Origin of the sequence: Salinicola lusitanus, from assembly GCF_003206045.1 — a bacterium.
In the GTDB taxonomy this organism is placed as follows: domain Bacteria; phylum Pseudomonadota; class Gammaproteobacteria; order Pseudomonadales; family Halomonadaceae; genus Salinicola; species Salinicola lusitanus.
In genome coordinates this window covers 209,075-222,318 of the sequence record NZ_PZJM01000006.1, presented here as the reverse complement: position 1 = coordinate 222,318, position 13,244 = coordinate 209,075, and the positions used below count along the sequence as shown (strand labels likewise).

The 13,244-nt window shown below is 64.0% G+C and carries 17 protein-coding genes; 12 read left to right on the top strand and 5 right to left on the bottom strand.

Going from position 1 to position 13,244, the window contains the following annotated elements; translation table 11 throughout:
* The first annotated feature begins 17 nt into the window (after positions 1-17).
* The 4 genes from DOM45_RS12180 to DOM45_RS12165 all read left to right on the top strand — a co-directional run bounded on the left by DOM45_RS12180 (position 18) and on the right by DOM45_RS12165 (position 4,669).
* Positions 18-929: an NAD(P)-dependent oxidoreductase gene (locus DOM45_RS12180; protein ID WP_110600875.1), complete on the top strand. Its 912-nt coding sequence runs from the start codon at positions 18-20 to the stop codon at positions 927-929.
* Positions 926-2,485 (top strand): aldehyde dehydrogenase family protein, encoded by a 1,560-nt coding sequence (locus DOM45_RS12175; RefSeq protein WP_110600874.1) that lies wholly within the window; start codon positions 926-928, stop codon positions 2,483-2,485. The genes DOM45_RS12180 and DOM45_RS12175 overlap by 4 nt, the downstream gene beginning before the upstream one ends.
* Positions 2,486-2,578: 93 nt before the next feature.
* Entirely contained in the window at positions 2,579-3,706 is a 1,128-nt protein-coding gene (locus tag DOM45_RS12170; protein ID WP_110600872.1) for an aminotransferase class V-fold PLP-dependent enzyme, read from the top strand.
* A 90-nt stretch (positions 3,707-3,796) separates the two neighbouring features.
* Positions 3,797-4,669 (top strand): VOC family protein, encoded by an 873-nt coding sequence (locus tag DOM45_RS12165; protein WP_110600871.1) that lies wholly within the window; start codon positions 3,797-3,799, stop codon positions 4,667-4,669.
* A 49-nt stretch (positions 4,670-4,718) separates the two neighbouring features.
* Here the strand turns inward: DOM45_RS12165 and DOM45_RS12160 are convergent, their stop codons facing one another.
* Positions 4,719-5,633: a LysR family transcriptional regulator gene (locus DOM45_RS12160; protein ID WP_110600869.1), complete on the bottom strand. Its 915-nt coding sequence runs from the start codon at positions 5,631-5,633 to the stop codon at positions 4,719-4,721.
* A gap of 206 nt (positions 5,634-5,839) precedes the next feature.
* On the opposite strand from DOM45_RS12160, the gene hmuQ reads away from it, so the two are divergent.
* From hmuQ to DOM45_RS12140, 4 genes are read left to right on the top strand one after another with little or no spacing between them, the layout of a single operon-like run.
* Positions 5,840-6,175 carry a heme-degrading protein HmuQ gene (gene hmuQ, locus DOM45_RS12155; RefSeq protein WP_110600868.1) on the top strand — a complete coding sequence of 112 codons (336 nt, stop codon included), beginning with the start codon at positions 5,840-5,842 and terminating at the stop codon, positions 6,173-6,175.
* Complete coding sequence (locus DOM45_RS12150) at positions 6,159-6,791, top strand: cell wall hydrolase (protein ID WP_110600866.1); 633 nt, start codon at positions 6,159-6,161, stop codon at positions 6,789-6,791. The genes hmuQ and DOM45_RS12150 overlap by 17 nt, the downstream gene beginning before the upstream one ends.
* A 40-nt stretch (positions 6,792-6,831) precedes the next feature.
* The gene (gene epsC, locus DOM45_RS12145) at positions 6,832-7,632 is read left to right on the top strand and encodes a serine O-acetyltransferase EpsC (protein ID WP_110600864.1); all 801 of its coding nucleotides are present in this window, start codon (positions 6,832-6,834) and stop codon (positions 7,630-7,632) included.
* Positions 7,633-7,642: 10 nt separating this feature from the next.
* Entirely contained in the window at positions 7,643-8,680 is a 1,038-nt protein-coding gene (locus tag DOM45_RS12140; protein WP_110600862.1) for a DUF1853 family protein, read from the top strand.
* Here DOM45_RS12140 and DOM45_RS12135 read toward each other — a convergent pair.
* A complete protein-coding gene (locus tag DOM45_RS12135) occupies positions 8,616-9,506 on the bottom strand; it encodes a carboxylate/amino acid/amine transporter (protein WP_110600860.1) in 891 nt (296 codons plus the stop codon). The two genes, DOM45_RS12140 and DOM45_RS12135, sit on opposite strands and share 65 nt — an antisense overlap.
* A 12-nt stretch (positions 9,507-9,518) precedes the next feature.
* On the opposite strand from DOM45_RS12135, the gene DOM45_RS12130 reads away from it, so the two are divergent.
* Positions 9,519-9,992, top strand: coding sequence for a DUF6314 family protein (locus DOM45_RS12130; RefSeq protein WP_342588724.1), 474 nt, complete (start codon positions 9,519-9,521; stop codon positions 9,990-9,992).
* 52 nt (positions 9,993-10,044) lie between these two features.
* Here DOM45_RS12130 and DOM45_RS12125 read toward each other — a convergent pair whose 3' ends face one another.
* Together DOM45_RS12125 and DOM45_RS12120 are read right to left on the bottom strand one after the other, a co-directional pair.
* Positions 10,045-10,203 (bottom strand): YqaE/Pmp3 family membrane protein, encoded by a 159-nt coding sequence (locus DOM45_RS12125; protein WP_110600857.1) that lies wholly within the window; start codon positions 10,201-10,203, stop codon positions 10,045-10,047.
* Between the two features lie 173 nt (positions 10,204-10,376).
* A complete protein-coding gene (locus DOM45_RS12120) occupies positions 10,377-10,616 on the bottom strand; it encodes a hypothetical protein (protein WP_110600856.1) in 240 nt (79 codons plus the stop codon).
* Between the two features lie 218 nt (positions 10,617-10,834).
* Between DOM45_RS12120 and DOM45_RS12115 the strand changes: the two genes are divergently transcribed.
* From DOM45_RS12115 to DOM45_RS20170, 3 genes are all read left to right on the top strand, one after another.
* Positions 10,835-11,155, top strand: coding sequence for a hypothetical protein (locus DOM45_RS12115; protein WP_110600854.1), 321 nt, complete (start codon positions 10,835-10,837; stop codon positions 11,153-11,155).
* 176 nt (positions 11,156-11,331) lie between these two features.
* Positions 11,332-11,529 (top strand): hypothetical protein, encoded by a 198-nt coding sequence (locus DOM45_RS12110; RefSeq protein WP_110600852.1) that lies wholly within the window; start codon positions 11,332-11,334, stop codon positions 11,527-11,529.
* Between the two features lie 73 nt (positions 11,530-11,602).
* Positions 11,603-11,752 (top strand): hypothetical protein, encoded by a 150-nt coding sequence (locus tag DOM45_RS20170; protein WP_167404622.1) that lies wholly within the window; start codon positions 11,603-11,605, stop codon positions 11,750-11,752.
* Positions 11,753-12,111: 359 nt separating this feature from the next.
* Here the strand turns inward: DOM45_RS20170 and DOM45_RS20055 are convergent, their stop codons facing one another.
* Positions 12,112-12,312 carry a hypothetical protein gene (locus DOM45_RS20055; protein WP_157958411.1) on the bottom strand — a complete coding sequence of 67 codons (201 nt, stop codon included), beginning with the start codon at positions 12,310-12,312 and terminating at the stop codon, positions 12,112-12,114.
* Positions 12,313-13,244: the final 932 nt, after the last annotated feature.

The following is a 13,244-nucleotide window of genomic DNA, read 5'->3' as shown; positions in this document are numbered from 1 at the left end:
CAAGCCTGGAGAACCTGATGAAAATCACCGTCATCGGCCTTGGCCAGATGGGTGGCAATATGGCGCTGACGCTCAAGCGCGCCGGCTTCGATGTCAGCGGCAGCGACCGTTTCGAGGCCGCCCGCGAGCGTCTGGCGGCGCAGGGCCTCGCTACCGTCGGCCCGGAGGCGATAGCCGCCAGCGATGTCTACCTGCTGTCACTGCCCACCTCCGATCACGTCCGGGAAGTCATCGAAACCTCACCTGGACTGCTCGACCGCGCACCCATGGGCAGCGTGATCGTCGACACCTCCACCAGCGACCCGGTGGTGAGCCGCGAACTCGCCGCCAAGGTCATCGCGGCCGGCCTCGAGTGGCTGGACGCCCCGGTCAGCGGCGGCCCCAAGGGCGCGGCAAACGGCAAGCTCGGCATGCTGCTCGGTGGCGACATGGCGACGCTGGAGCGTGTCATGCCGATGCTGGAAGCGATGTCCGCCAAGCGAACCCATGTGGGCGGCCCGGGCAGCGGCCACGTGGTCAAGCTGGCCAACAACTACCTCTGCGCCACCAACCTGATCGCGACCGCCGAAGCCGTGGCCCTCGCGGCCAAGGCCGGCGTCGATCCGGCGGCCTGCCTGTCCGGCCTCAACAGCGGCTCGGGGCGCAGCGCCGTCAGCGAAGTCAATTTTCCCGAGTGGGTCCTTTCCGGCCGTTTCGACTCCGGCTTCACCAGCGGCCTGATGCGCAAGGACCTGCGTCTCGCCCGGGACGCCGCCGACGATCTCGGGCTCGATCTGGCACTTCTCCATCAGGTCGTCGCCGGCTGGCATGCCAACGCCGAACGCCCGACGGACGGCGACGATTTCAATCATATCGTCTCGCCGATCCTGGCCCAGGCCGGGGTCGATTTCACCCGGCGCTCCGCCAACGACGAGGAGACCTCCGCATGAATGCGCTCGACACCCAGGCCCAGCAAGCCTTGCACCGTCTTCTCGCCCAGTTCGGCTTGTCGCTGGAGCCCGGAGACACACCCTGCTCCAACTGGATCGACGGCAATCTGGTCGCGGGTCAGGGCGACAGCATCGCGCTGACGAACCCGGCGACCGGAGGCGACCTGGGCAGCTATCGCGATGCCGGCGCCGAGCTGCTCGATCGGGCCGTCGAGGCCGCGGCGCGCGCCCAGCTCGAATGGATGGCGTTGACCGCCAGTGAACGCGGCCGGCGCATGAACGCCGCCGTCCGTCGGCTGGAGGGCCACGAGGAGGACCTCGCTCAGCTCGAGAGCGTGGTCGCCGGCAAGCCGATTCGGGACTGCCGGGGCGAGGTCGGCAAGGTCAGGGAGATGTTCGAGTACTACGCCGGCTGGTGCGACAAGCAGCACGGCGAGGTCATTCCGGTGCCTACCTCCCATCTCAACTACGTTCGCCACGTCCCCTTCGGCGTGGTCGGCCAGATCACCCCCTGGAACGCACCGATGTTCACCTGCGCCTGGCAGCTGGCGCCGGCCATCGCCGCGGGCAACGGCGTCGTTCTCAAGCCTTCGGAGCTGACGCCGTTCTCATCGGTGGTGATCGCCCGCCTGCTCGAATGCGGCGGCCTGCCCAGGGGGCTGATCAATATCGTCAACGGCCTCGGCCCGACCACCGGCGCCGCGCTGACAGGCCACGACGGCATCAGCAAACTGGTGTTCGTCGGCTCCCCCGACAGCGGCCGCCTGATCGCCGAGGCCGGCGCCCGCCGCCTGGTCCCCAGCGTGCTCGAGCTCGGCGGCAAATCCGCCAACATCGTGTTCGACGATGCCAGGCTCGACGATGCCGTGGCCGGCGCTCAGGCAGCGATCTTCGCTGCCGCCGGGCAGAGCTGCGTGGCCGGTTCGCGCCTGCTGATCCAGCGCGACATCTTCGATGCCGTGGTCGAGCGCGTCGGTCGGGCCGCCAGCCAGATTGCCGTGGGCCTCCCTGCCGATGAGGACACCCGCATGGGGCCGCTGCAGAACGCCCGCCAGTACGGCCGCGTCACCGCCATGATCGAGCGTGCCAGGGCCGCCGGTGCGCGTGTCGTCACTGGCGGGCAGCGCCCGGAGGGGCTGCCCCCCGGCGCCGACGGTTACTACCTGGCACCGACGGTGATCGCCGATGTCGACGCCTCCATGGAGATTGCCCGCGAGGAGGTGTTCGGTCCGGTGGTCGTCGCCATGCCGTTCGACGACGAAGCCGACGCCGTTCGGCTCGCCAATGCGACCCGCTTCGGTCTCGCCGGGGCCGTCTGGACGCAGGACCCGGCCCGCGCGCATCGCGTCGCCGGCCAGCTGCGTGCCGGCACGATCTGGATCAACAGCTACAAGGCGATCAACGTGATGTCGCCCTTCGGCGGCTTCCGTGACAGCGGCTTTGGCCGGTCCAGCGGTCTCGACGGCCTGCGTGAATACACCGTCCCGCAGAGCGTCTGGGTCGAGACCGGCGCCGAAGCCAGCGTCGCCATGGGTTACGGCAGCGGCGCTGCCTGAGGCGCCGTCGAGGGCGGGCAGCGACGTCGCTCGCCCAGGCGCGAGTTCGGGTATCATCGCAGGCATCAGCCTGGAACCGACGAGGAATCGCCCGTGCACCCCGCCGATCTCTGTTATCTCAACAACGCCTCCGTCGGCCTGCAGAGCCCGGCGGTCGCGGCTCGCCTGCGGGATTGGCTGGAGGCGGAGATGGCGGCCTATCCGCGTCAGCGCCTCGAGAGCGCGCTCTGGGATGGCCAGGCGACCAGAACCAAGCTGAGCCAGTGGATCGGTGCACCGGAGACCCAGCTCGCCTTCGGTGCCAGCACCTCGCAGCTCATGGCCCAGATCATCGGCAACCTGGACCTCGCCGGAAGACGGCTGCTGGTCGCACCTGGCGAGTGGGCTTCCAACATCGTCATGCTCAGACGGCTCGGCGGGGAGCCGCCGCGCGCCATCGAACTGCTGGCGACGGATGCGGATGGCCGGTTGGACATGGCTGCCATCGCCAGGCAGATCGACGACGACGTCGCGGCGATATTGACGCCGCTGGTAACTAGCATCGAGGGTCGGCGCTACGCGGTGGAAGCCCTGGGCGCCCTGCCCCGGCCGTCGCACTGTCCGCTGATCGTCGATGCCGCACAGGGGCTGGGACAGACGGAGATCGACGTCCGCCGACTCGGCTGTGACGTACTGGTTGCCACGACGCGAAAGTGGCTTCGTGGACCCCGTGGCATGGCACTGCTCTACGTCAGCCAGCCGGCAATGGCCATGATGCGCCTCAACCCGACGCCGGAGCTGGCGGGGCTGAGGCTGGATCCGGCAAGCCAGCGGTTCGTCGATCTGCCCCAGGCCCGACGTTTCGATGCTTCCGACCTCTCGATCCTGAATCAGGTGGGTTTGACGGCCGCCCTGAACGAGTTGCAGCAGATCGCGCTGCAGCCGCTGCGCGACCATCTGGCAGCACTCGCCGGACAGGTCTACGACATCGCCCGGGAGCAGGGATTTCGGCCGCTGTTGCCCCATCCCGAGACCGGCATCGCCACGATCCACCTGCCGGATAGCGAGCCGCTCCAGGTGGTTCAGCGGCTCGATGCCGCCGGAATCGTCGCCAAGGCCTGCAGTACGGCCGCCGAGCCGCTGAACGTTCGGCTGCCGGCAACCGGCACGCTATTGCGGATCTCGCCTCACTGGCACAACACCTCGGCGGACATCGACCGCGCCATGGCGGCGTTGAGATGAGAAAACGCGAAGCCGATCGCGTACCCTGTCTCCCGCGCCTTGCGATATTGGGCGATACTGCAGACAACGACGCGACGGGATGGAAGGCTCATGAGCTTCGGCATCGATCACCCTTTACTGGCGGTCAGTAATCTCGATCATGCCGCCCAGTCAGCCAGGGATCTCGGTTTCACCGTCAATTCACGGCATCAACATCCGTGGGGCACGGACAATCACCTGCTGTTCTTCAGCAACAACTTCATCGAACTGATCGGCATCGGTCGTCCGGAATGCCTGGACTACCAGGATGCCAATGGCTTCCAGTTCGGCCGCCTGGTCGAAGCGCGACTGATCACGGTAGGCGACGGCATCGCCATGGTGGCGCTGGACAGCGACAGCATCCAGCGCGACCACGCCCTGGTCGCGGCACGTGGCTTCAACGACGCTTGCCCGATCATCTTCCGCCGCATGGCCCACCTGCCCGGCGGCCGCGATGAGGAGGTGAGCGTGGCACTGGATATCCTCCACGACCCCGAACGCCCCTTCCTGACCCAGTTCCTCTGCCAGCAGCTACGCCCGGAGCTGTTTCGCGTCGACCCGACGCAGGAGGCGCATGCCAATACCGCGACATCGATCGCCGATGTCTGGTACGTCAGCGATGAGCCGGATTACGACATCGAGCACTTCCGTCGCATTCACGGTGCCGGCTCGGTCCGGGGCAGCGACGCGGCATGGACGATCCACACCCACAAGGGGGACTGCCACCTGCTCGATGCCCGGACGCTGGCGGCGACCTTTCCCACCCTCGGCGAGGTCGAGGCGGAACCCCCACGCGCCGTGGCCCTGACCCTCACCTGTCGGAGCCTGGCAGCGGCGATCGCCTGCTGGGAGGAGCACGGGGTCGACTACCATCGTCACAGCGAAACCCAGGCCGACATTGCGCCGGGTGTCATGGGGACCCTGCTTCGATTCGAGCAGCGTTAGCGGGTATCCCGCCGATACCGACCGGACGAGGGCCCCGTGACGTCGTTGCTCACGACGGGGCACGGAAGGCCTGCATCCAGGCCGCCAGGTGGCGCAGCAACTTGAGGCTCGCCTGCGGCTGGCGCCGGCCGACCCGGGTGATCATGTGGGCCTGGGAGTTCTGGAAAAGCGCTGACGCCACCGGTAACGCCACCACGCTGCCCTCGACTATCTCGTGGGCCACGGCAAACCGCGGCAGCAGCGTGATCCCCATGCCGGCGACCACCGCCCGGCGCAGCACCGCCATCGAGTTGGTCTCCACCGCGACCTGCGGATGCAGGCCCGCCTCGGCGAACGCCTGATCCACCAGCCGGCGCACGCCGTGCCCCGGTTTCCAGAGCGCCATCGGGATGCCGCTGAGTCGTTGCAGCGAGATCGGATCAGGGTCCCCGGCAAGCGGGTGGTCGGCGGGGCAGATCGCCAACAGCGGCTGGCCGCTGGAGGCCCAGAAGCGAATCTGCGGATGCACCCGTTCGTGGAACATCAGCCCGATATGCGCCCGATCCTCCACCACCGACTCGATGATCTCGTCCGTACCCGCCTGTTCGATGTCCAGGCGCACGCCCCGGTAGCGTTCGGCAAAGGCTCTGAGCGGGGCGTCGATCAAGTCATTGATGAAACCCTCGCCCACGACCAGGGAGATGGTGCCGGTCTCCAGCCGCTGGTAGGCCTCCAGCCGGGTGATGAACTCGTCGTCCAGGTCCCCGCGTCGACGGCAGTAGTCGAGCGCCATCTCGCCCACCGGCGTGGGGCGAATCCCTCTCGGCGTGCGTTCGAGCAGCGGCGCTTCGAAAGCCGCCTCCAGCAACGATATCTGGCGACTGACCGCCGAGGGTGCGATGTCCAGCCGCGCCGCCGCCTTGCGCAGCGATCCGGATTCGACCGTGACGCGAAAATAGACCAGGCGCTGATGGGGAATGTCCATGAGTGTCGACCGGAGAGCGGGAACCGTGGCCACGATTAGCCCATCAACTCGCGACGACGTCAACGCTCTCGCCGGGGCAACGGCGCTTTCGACTCGACTTCGGCCACCGGATGCTGGCAATGTTGCCCAGTCATGCCTGAAAACTCGCGGCGACGGCTTTCATCGATCTCCTCGCCGGCGCCGCTCTTCCCAGCAGGAGTCACCACATGTTCATCGCCATGAATCGCTTTCGCGTCAACCCCGCGCGCACCGAGGAGTTCGAGACGCTATGGCTGGAGCGCGAGACCCATCTCCAGGGGCTGCCCGGATTCGTCGAATTCCAGATGCTGCGCGGCCCGGCGGAGGAGGACCACGTGCTCTACGCCTCCCACACCGTCTGGCGCTCTCGCGACGATTTCGACGCCTGGACCCACTCCGAGGCATTCCGTGCGGCCCATGCCAACGCCGGCCAGAGTCGGCGTGAAGGCCTCTATCTCGGCCCACCCAAGTTCGAGGGCTTCGACGTCATTCAGACGATCGGCAGCGATGAAAGCGCTGGCTGAGCGGGGCTATCGACGCCTGGCGATCGGCCTCGTCCTGGCCGGCCTGCTGTCGAGCGGCCCTTCGTCGGCCTCGCCACCGCCGACCAGGGCCGAGATCGCGAAGCAGAAGGCCGTGCAGCTCGAGCGGCGCGTGGTCGAGACGGACAGGATCGAACCCGCCCCCGAGGCAGTGCGACTGACACCCGAAGGAACCGAGGCTGTCGATCCGCAGGGTTTGGCGCCACTCGATGATGCGATCACCTGTCTGGCGCGATCGATCTACTGGGAGGCCAAGGGCACCGATCAGCGCGAGATGCAGGCGGTCGCCAACGTGATCATGAACCGGCTGGGCAACCCCGAGTTTCCCTCGAGCCTGTGTGACATCGTTCAGCAAGGATCGGAGCATGGACACTGCCAGTTCTCCTGGTGGTGCGATGGCCGTCCCGACGAAGCCAACGAGCCCGAACAGTACGCCGAAGCCAGGGAAGTGGCGCGTCGCGCGCTCAACGGGACGCTCCCCGATATCACCCATGGCGCCCTGTTCTTCCATCACCGCAGCATCTCTCCCGGCTGGATGTCGACACTGATCAGGACGGCTCGAACCCAAGAGTTCAACTTCTATCGCCAGCCCGGATGATCCGGCCCCACTCCTCCCGACGCAGACCGAATCCACGCCGATGAAACCACGCTTCGACACCGAACAGACCGGGCCCGCCGATACCGGACACCGCTCGATCTTCTTCTCGAATCCAATCGATACCGACGCCCTGTGGCAGACGCTACTCGAAGCCGCGAAGAGCGCGATGAACCGGGACCCGCTGCTGTCCGCGCTGTACCGCCATGCCCTGCTGGAGGTGCCGGACTTCGCGAGCGCCCTGGCCCGGGTCATCGCCGAGACCCTGACCACGCCGCAGTTGCCGGAGGAGGCAGCGCGGAAGCGTGTCGAGGCACTTCTCGACCGACATCCGGCGATCGCCAGAGCCGCCGAGCGGGATCTGGTCGCGCTGCTCCGCGAGGATGCCGCCATTCCCGAACCCTTCACGCCGCTGCTGTTCTTTCCCGGCTACCGGGCCGTGCAGTGTCACCGCATTGCCCATCAGTGGTGGCTGGACGGGCTGACCGACCTGGCTAGCCATCTCCAGTACCGCACGGCAGTCCAGTTCAGTGCCGACATTCACCCCGCCGCGACCCTTGGCGCCGGGCTGTTCGTCGATCATGGCGCCGGGATCGTCATCGGTGAAACCGCCGTCGTCGAGGACGATGTCACCATCTTCCACGGGGTGACCCTCGGCAGTTCGGGCAAGGTGAGCGGCGACCGTCACCCCAAGGTCCGCCGTGGCGCCTTCCTGGGGGCCGGTGCCACCATCCTGGGCAATATCGAAATCGGGGAAGATGCCCGGATCGGCGCTGCGGCCATCGTCACCCACAGCGTCGCCGCCGGCACCACCGTGATCGGCACCGCCGCCAGACCGCGCTGAGAGAGTCACGATGTTCGCCCCCTCGCAGCCAACCGTCAGCCTCGACATCTTTCAGACGCCGGGATCTCCACTGATGAACGATCTGGCGGGACTCGGCCGGCCCTGGGTGCGCGACATGGCGTGGTTGCTGCACGCGCCGGACATCGCCGCCCTTGGCTGCCTCGGCCGCCCGACGCTGGCGGAACTCGGGCTCGACCGGCACGACCGCCGGCGGGCGTGGCTGGCCCAGCAGGAGACCCTGGATGCCGACTTTCAACGACAGCGACTGAAGCGACGCTCGCAGCGACTGGGCATCTACCACGAGACGCTTTGGCAGTGGATCCTTGAGCAGGCCCCCCGCACTCGACTACTGGCGCACAACATCGCGCTGCGCGAGAAGGGGCAGACCCTGGGCGAGCTCGACCTTCTCTACGCGCCAACGCCGGGCATCGACTCGCCATCCGACGATCGCGAAGCCGATATCTTTCACGCAGAGTTGGCGATCAAGTTCTTCCTCGGTCTGCCGGAAGGCCCGGGGGATCGACACGATGGGGCACGCTGGATCGGCGTCGGGAGCTTCGACTCGCTGGCCATCAAATGTCATCGCCTCCAGTCACACCAGCTACCCCAGGGCCTGTCCCCCGCCGCCGAACGACAGCGCAAGGCGCTGGACGCCGCCGGATCACTGCAACAGCGGATCATCATGCCCGGGTGTCTCTATCACCCCTGGGACCAACGCCTGCCGCTACCCCGCCTTGCCAATGACAGCGCGGAGCAGGGCCTGTGGTGTCACCGAAGCGTCTGGCCAGCGCTGCTGCGACAACTGCCCGAAGGCACGGCTGGCCATTGGCTGATCAAGCCCCACTGGCTCGCACCGCCCCTCTCCGCGCCACTGCCGCTGGCGGCGCTGGAGGGCGCACTGGCAAGGCATTTCAGCGACCAGGGCAAGTCGGCACACCTGCTGCTGGTCCTTCCGAACGGCAAGCAGTGCCGGGTTTTCGTGGTCAGGGACGAGTGGCCGCCGGCACTGCCGCTGCCCCCGCCGGCCCTCTTGCCCAGCGTGCGTTGAGCCATAGCGAACCGGCCAGAATCAGTGCGCCGACTCCCAGCCGCACGAGATCGGCGTCCCGGTTCCAGATCAACAGGTTGACGATCAGTCCAGCCGGGATCAGCGCATTGTTCATGATGGCCAGGGTGCCGGCATCGACGCGGCAGGCCCCCTTGTTCCAGAGGAAGTAGCCCAGCCCGGAGGCGACGATTCCCAGCCAACCCAGCACACTCCACTGGAGCGATGTGGTGGGCAGCTTGGCGGCGTCTCCCAGTACCCAGAAAGCCGGCAACGCGATGCACAGAGCTCCCAGATAGAACCAGCCAAACAGATGGCGATGCGCCAGTTCGGTCGGCAAGCGCTGCGCCAGGTGCCGATACCCGACCTGGCCCAGTGCAAAGCAGAGATTCGCGCCCTGCACGACCAGAAAGCCGAGCCAGTAGTTGGCGGTGACTCCATCGTATCGAATGACCGCCGCGCCTATCACCGCCAGCACGGCCACCGCGAGGTAGCGCGGCGAGAAGCGCCGCGCCAGCAGGTCGTCGATCAGGGTGATATAGAGCGGCGTGAAGATGGTGAACAGCAGCACTTCCGGCACGGTCAGCAACAGAAACGAGTGGTAGAAGAAGAGATACATGACCCCGAGCTGGAGACTGCCGATGGCCATGAGACCCAGACGCGAGGGCCAGCGCAGCGCGGCAGGCCGCAGGAAAGGCAGAAAAATCAGCGTCGCCAAAAGGATACGCACCATGACCGCAAAGTAGCTATCCACTTGCCCTGACAGGTAGACACCGATCAGACTGAAAGAGAAGGCCCAGAGCGCCGTGACGCCAACGAGGTAGGACATGCAGGTCAACCTGTGAAAAATGATAAGTTGACAACCATTATACGGCTAAGCGCGGTTTTGCCCAGCCTGTCGCGCTTCGAATTCGTGGCGCAATCGGGGGCGGCTTCGGCAGTAGGATGGAACGGCTGGGGTAGCGGCACGGCCGACGTGGCTCGACAACAGGACACCGTGCGATTTTTCGAGTCCGGGACCTTCACGCCTGATGGCCAGGATCGCAGCATACCGATGCGCAACGTCTATCGCTGGGATCTTCATTCCGAGCGGATCTCGCTGTCCCACGAACGCCGTGGCACCGCCGCTGCCGTTTGGCTTTTCGATCTCATCGCCAGCGACGAGGACACCCTGGTCAGCGCCGAGGTCCATCAGTGCGCCGCCGACGCCTATAGCGCCACGCTCACACTGGTATCGGACGGTATCGATCTGGAGTGGCGAATCGTCGGCCCCCGCAAGGACGAGCGTATTCTCTATCGTTATCGAGTCCGCTGAAACGACGACGGCTTCCCGAGGGAAGCCGAAGAAGGGAACCGCTGAAACCGTATCAGCGCGTCGCAATGATCCAGATGGCATGAATGATGCCCGGGATGTAACCCAGCAGCGTCAGCACGATATTGATCCAGAATTGCAGTCCCAGGCCAACCTGCAGGAACACCCCTACCGGCGGCAAGAGAATGGCGAAGATGATGCGAATGATGTCCATGTAGCCTCCTTTGCTCAGAACGACATCGTTATTGGCGTCAAACAATCCATTGTGGAGTTTCAGGCGACCGTCGAACCGGCCGACCTGAACAACGGGATGGCGACATCCCGCCGACTGATAATGCTTCACCCCGCCACAGCATAGCGCCCTTTGACCGCGAACGCTGTCGTTGGTCAGTGACCATCGTCGGTGAAGCGCGCCTTGTTTACCTTGGTCTGAATGGTGGAAGACTCCGAGGCAAGTTCCTCGTGATGCCTTTCCCAGTCTTCCCAATCATGCGGCGTGCCACTTCTCGGACCATGTTCGGCGGCCTCGCGCGCCCGTGCCCAGGCTTTTTCCTCGAGCGACTGGGGCTTGTCCTGCTCCTTGTCCAGCGCGATGCCCTGCTTGGCGAGATAGTCTCGAGCATTCATCCAAAGTCTCCCTCCTGCATCGCAGGATCGTCAAACTGCACTCGCGGATGCGCTTCGCTCCGCAATACTTGTTAGATGGCAGCGACCGGCCGTCACTTCAAGGTCTCCATGAACGTTCGTGCCGTCAATTTTCTAGCCGAATGCCATTTATGGGCTACAGTGAAAGTGCTTCGAGTTGCATATCGCAACAAACATCGCATACACAAAAGGAATTTGTCATGAGAAAGCATCTGATTACCTCAGCGGTGGCCGCCATGTTGCTGATGGGCGTCGCTGGCAGCACCTTTGCACAAAGTGATGCCATGGAAGAAGCCGAACAGGCGAACAATCAGCCCATGGCTTCGGGCAGCGGCGTCACGACGGATGGCGATAAGGCCTCGGACCAGGCTAGCGGTCACAGCGACGCTGCCAATCAGTCCCTTGACGCAGTCGATGCTGAGACGGACGAAAAGACGGATATCAAGCAATCCGACGACCTCGACGACATCAACGCCGAGGGGCACAGCGACGCGGCTGGCGATGCCATCGAAAGTCAGTGATAGTCCACTGGCGATAGCCGAGGGGCCTCGGCCCCTCTTTTTTTCATGCACCGAGACAACGTGAAGTTACGCCGAGTTGCAAGACCGACTCGGATCGTACCTGCGGCCGAAGCACGACCGGTCGGTCGTGCCGCGACGCCCGGTGAAAGCCGTCAATCCGAGAGGAGCATTCGACCTTGAACTCGTTCGTCGTCCGTCATTCGACGATCAATGAAACACACCAGGCACCAGAGTGGCTCGTGGTCGATCAACGCTACGACGATGGTGCGGAGCCTTGCTGGATCATCTCCCGCCACGCCTTTCCGGAGGAAGCCGAAATGGAAGCCGAGCGCCTCAACGGCAACGATACGGCCCCCATCGGTAGCGTCGACTAGTACGGCCGTCACGAAGGAATACCCGCGAACCCTTGACGAGAGATGTAGCACCACCATCGATCGGGATGATGTCATGAAGAAGATGATCGGCGCCGCCATCGCCAACTGGTTGAGAAAACCGGAAAACCGTGAGAAAGCCAAACGCACGGCCAAGCAGGCCTACGATAAGTATCAGCGCCGCAAGAAGGGAACGGCGCCCGATACAGGCCCCGACTCTCGCTAGGGGCAGGCGGAAGACAGCACACGGCGCTATTTCGTGGTGGATTTCACGTGACAAATGCTCCGTTACGCCGTGGAATCCCCGATACCGGCGGTTGCACCTCGCAACTGCCGATCAAGACTTGCCGCGGGCGCTATCGATTTCGCCAAAATAGGGCCTCGAGCCAAGGATTTCCTACTCAGTCGAAATAACGAAGGCGCGTTAAAGCGTCTGCAAGATTCGCCCAGCCTTTGACGCTGTTACTTTCGCTTCACATTACGATGACAAAAAAGCTAATATCCAATCTGCATCCAAGTTAAAGCCAAGTGCGTACTCCTTGATATAAAACATGATCGAGCACTGGTTAAGGGAGCGAGCACATGTCAAATCGCTATTTCGTTAGAACCGTCAACCCCAATACCCTGATGGAACATTTCGTCGTCGCCGATTTCCAGCAGGAGGGGGCATGCATGAACGTCTATTTCAATCGCCCCGCCGCCATCGAAGAAGCCAGGTGGCTGAATCGCCATCATCACCGCCAGCGACTCAAAGACGCGCGTTATGAATGGCAGCACAATATTCATTCACCCAGTACACTTCCGCCTCAGATCGAGCCGACGGAGCGACACTTCAAGGAGAGCGATTTCTCCTCGACGTCACCCCAGGCGACGGTCCCGGCCGGTAGAGCAGAAGACCGCCTTTCGCGAGACGATTCGCCATATCCCCGAGAGACACCAGCGCAGGTCATGAAGGCAATGCTGAAGCGGCGTCTGGTGGATTGAGGCATCGAGGAGGCTAGGCCCCAGTAGGGAGGAAGAGGCGCCAACGACAGCCGGGATCGGCTGGAGCGGGTGAAGGGAATCGAACAGCGGCGGTTTTTCGAACTCCCAAGGCATTTTTTTCGCCGTCCTTACACTCAGCCATACAGATAATCCATCACTGCACGAATGCCCCATAAGGGTGCCTATCCGTCAAGCTCCGGCGATGGTGACCGTGTCTTCTCTCACCCGCGACCTCACGCCCTCAGCCTCCGGTCCCGTCAACATGGCCGGTCGTGCAGGCTTGCTGTCAGCACCGCTTCGCTATCCCTTCGGACATTGGTTAGCGCCCTTGCCGTCGTATTCAGAGCGAGCACAAATATCTTGAGAAATAGGAATGCTCCATTGTTAGTCAGTTTCAACTTAAACCTAGTGCCGCTTGTTATGTCATAGCAATAGCGGCAAGGCTCGAGCGCCCTTTATCAGCCAGTAGCGTTTAGCTTACATTAAAAGTCTAAGTTGCCCTCAAGGAGGAGACACGACGATGCGATTAAATCAGAGGCAAGCTCAACGCCTCGTCGAAACGGGGCTCGAGCCATTCGTCGTAGAATGGCAAGACACTCAGAATGAATCATTCCCTATCCGCATCACACACTCTGACAAAGTTATGTGCCGTACCATACCAGCTAGCACGTTCTTCTACCGGGACGCCCTCGTGCGCCGAATCGATATGCTCAGGGCCGAGGCCGAATATCACT

Coding starts and splice junctions, on each gene's coding strand:
- DOM45_RS20055 (WP_157958411.1), bottom strand. CDS start 12,312: ATGAATATTGTGCTGCCATTCATAACGCGCGTCTTTGAGTCGCTGGCG.
- DOM45_RS20170 (WP_167404622.1), top strand. CDS start 11,603: ATGAAGAAGATGATCGGCGCCGCCATCGCCAACTGGTTGAGAAAACCG.
- hmuQ (WP_110600868.1), top strand. CDS start 5,840: ATGTTCATCGCCATGAATCGCTTTCGCGTCAACCCCGCGCGCACCGAG.
- DOM45_RS12175 (WP_110600874.1), top strand. CDS start 926: ATGAATGCGCTCGACACCCAGGCCCAGCAAGCCTTGCACCGTCTTCTC.
- DOM45_RS12135 (WP_110600860.1), bottom strand. CDS start 9,506: ATGTCCTACCTCGTTGGCGTCACGGCGCTCTGGGCCTTCTCTTTCAGT.
- DOM45_RS12165 (WP_110600871.1), top strand. CDS start 3,797: ATGAGCTTCGGCATCGATCACCCTTTACTGGCGGTCAGTAATCTCGAT.
- DOM45_RS12115 (WP_110600854.1), top strand. CDS start 10,835: ATGAGAAAGCATCTGATTACCTCAGCGGTGGCCGCCATGTTGCTGATG.
- DOM45_RS12180 (WP_110600875.1), top strand. CDS start 18: ATGAAAATCACCGTCATCGGCCTTGGCCAGATGGGTGGCAATATGGCG.
- DOM45_RS12125 (WP_110600857.1), bottom strand. CDS start 10,203: ATGGACATCATTCGCATCATCTTCGCCATTCTCTTGCCGCCGGTAGGG.
- DOM45_RS12150 (WP_110600866.1), top strand. CDS start 6,159: ATGAAAGCGCTGGCTGAGCGGGGCTATCGACGCCTGGCGATCGGCCTC.
- DOM45_RS12160 (WP_110600869.1), bottom strand. CDS start 5,633: ATGGACATTCCCCATCAGCGCCTGGTCTATTTTCGCGTCACGGTCGAA.
- epsC (WP_110600864.1), top strand. CDS start 6,832: ATGAAACCACGCTTCGACACCGAACAGACCGGGCCCGCCGATACCGGA.
- DOM45_RS12140 (WP_110600862.1), top strand. CDS start 7,643: ATGTTCGCCCCCTCGCAGCCAACCGTCAGCCTCGACATCTTTCAGACG.
- DOM45_RS12120 (WP_110600856.1), bottom strand. CDS start 10,616: ATGAATGCTCGAGACTATCTCGCCAAGCAGGGCATCGCGCTGGACAAG.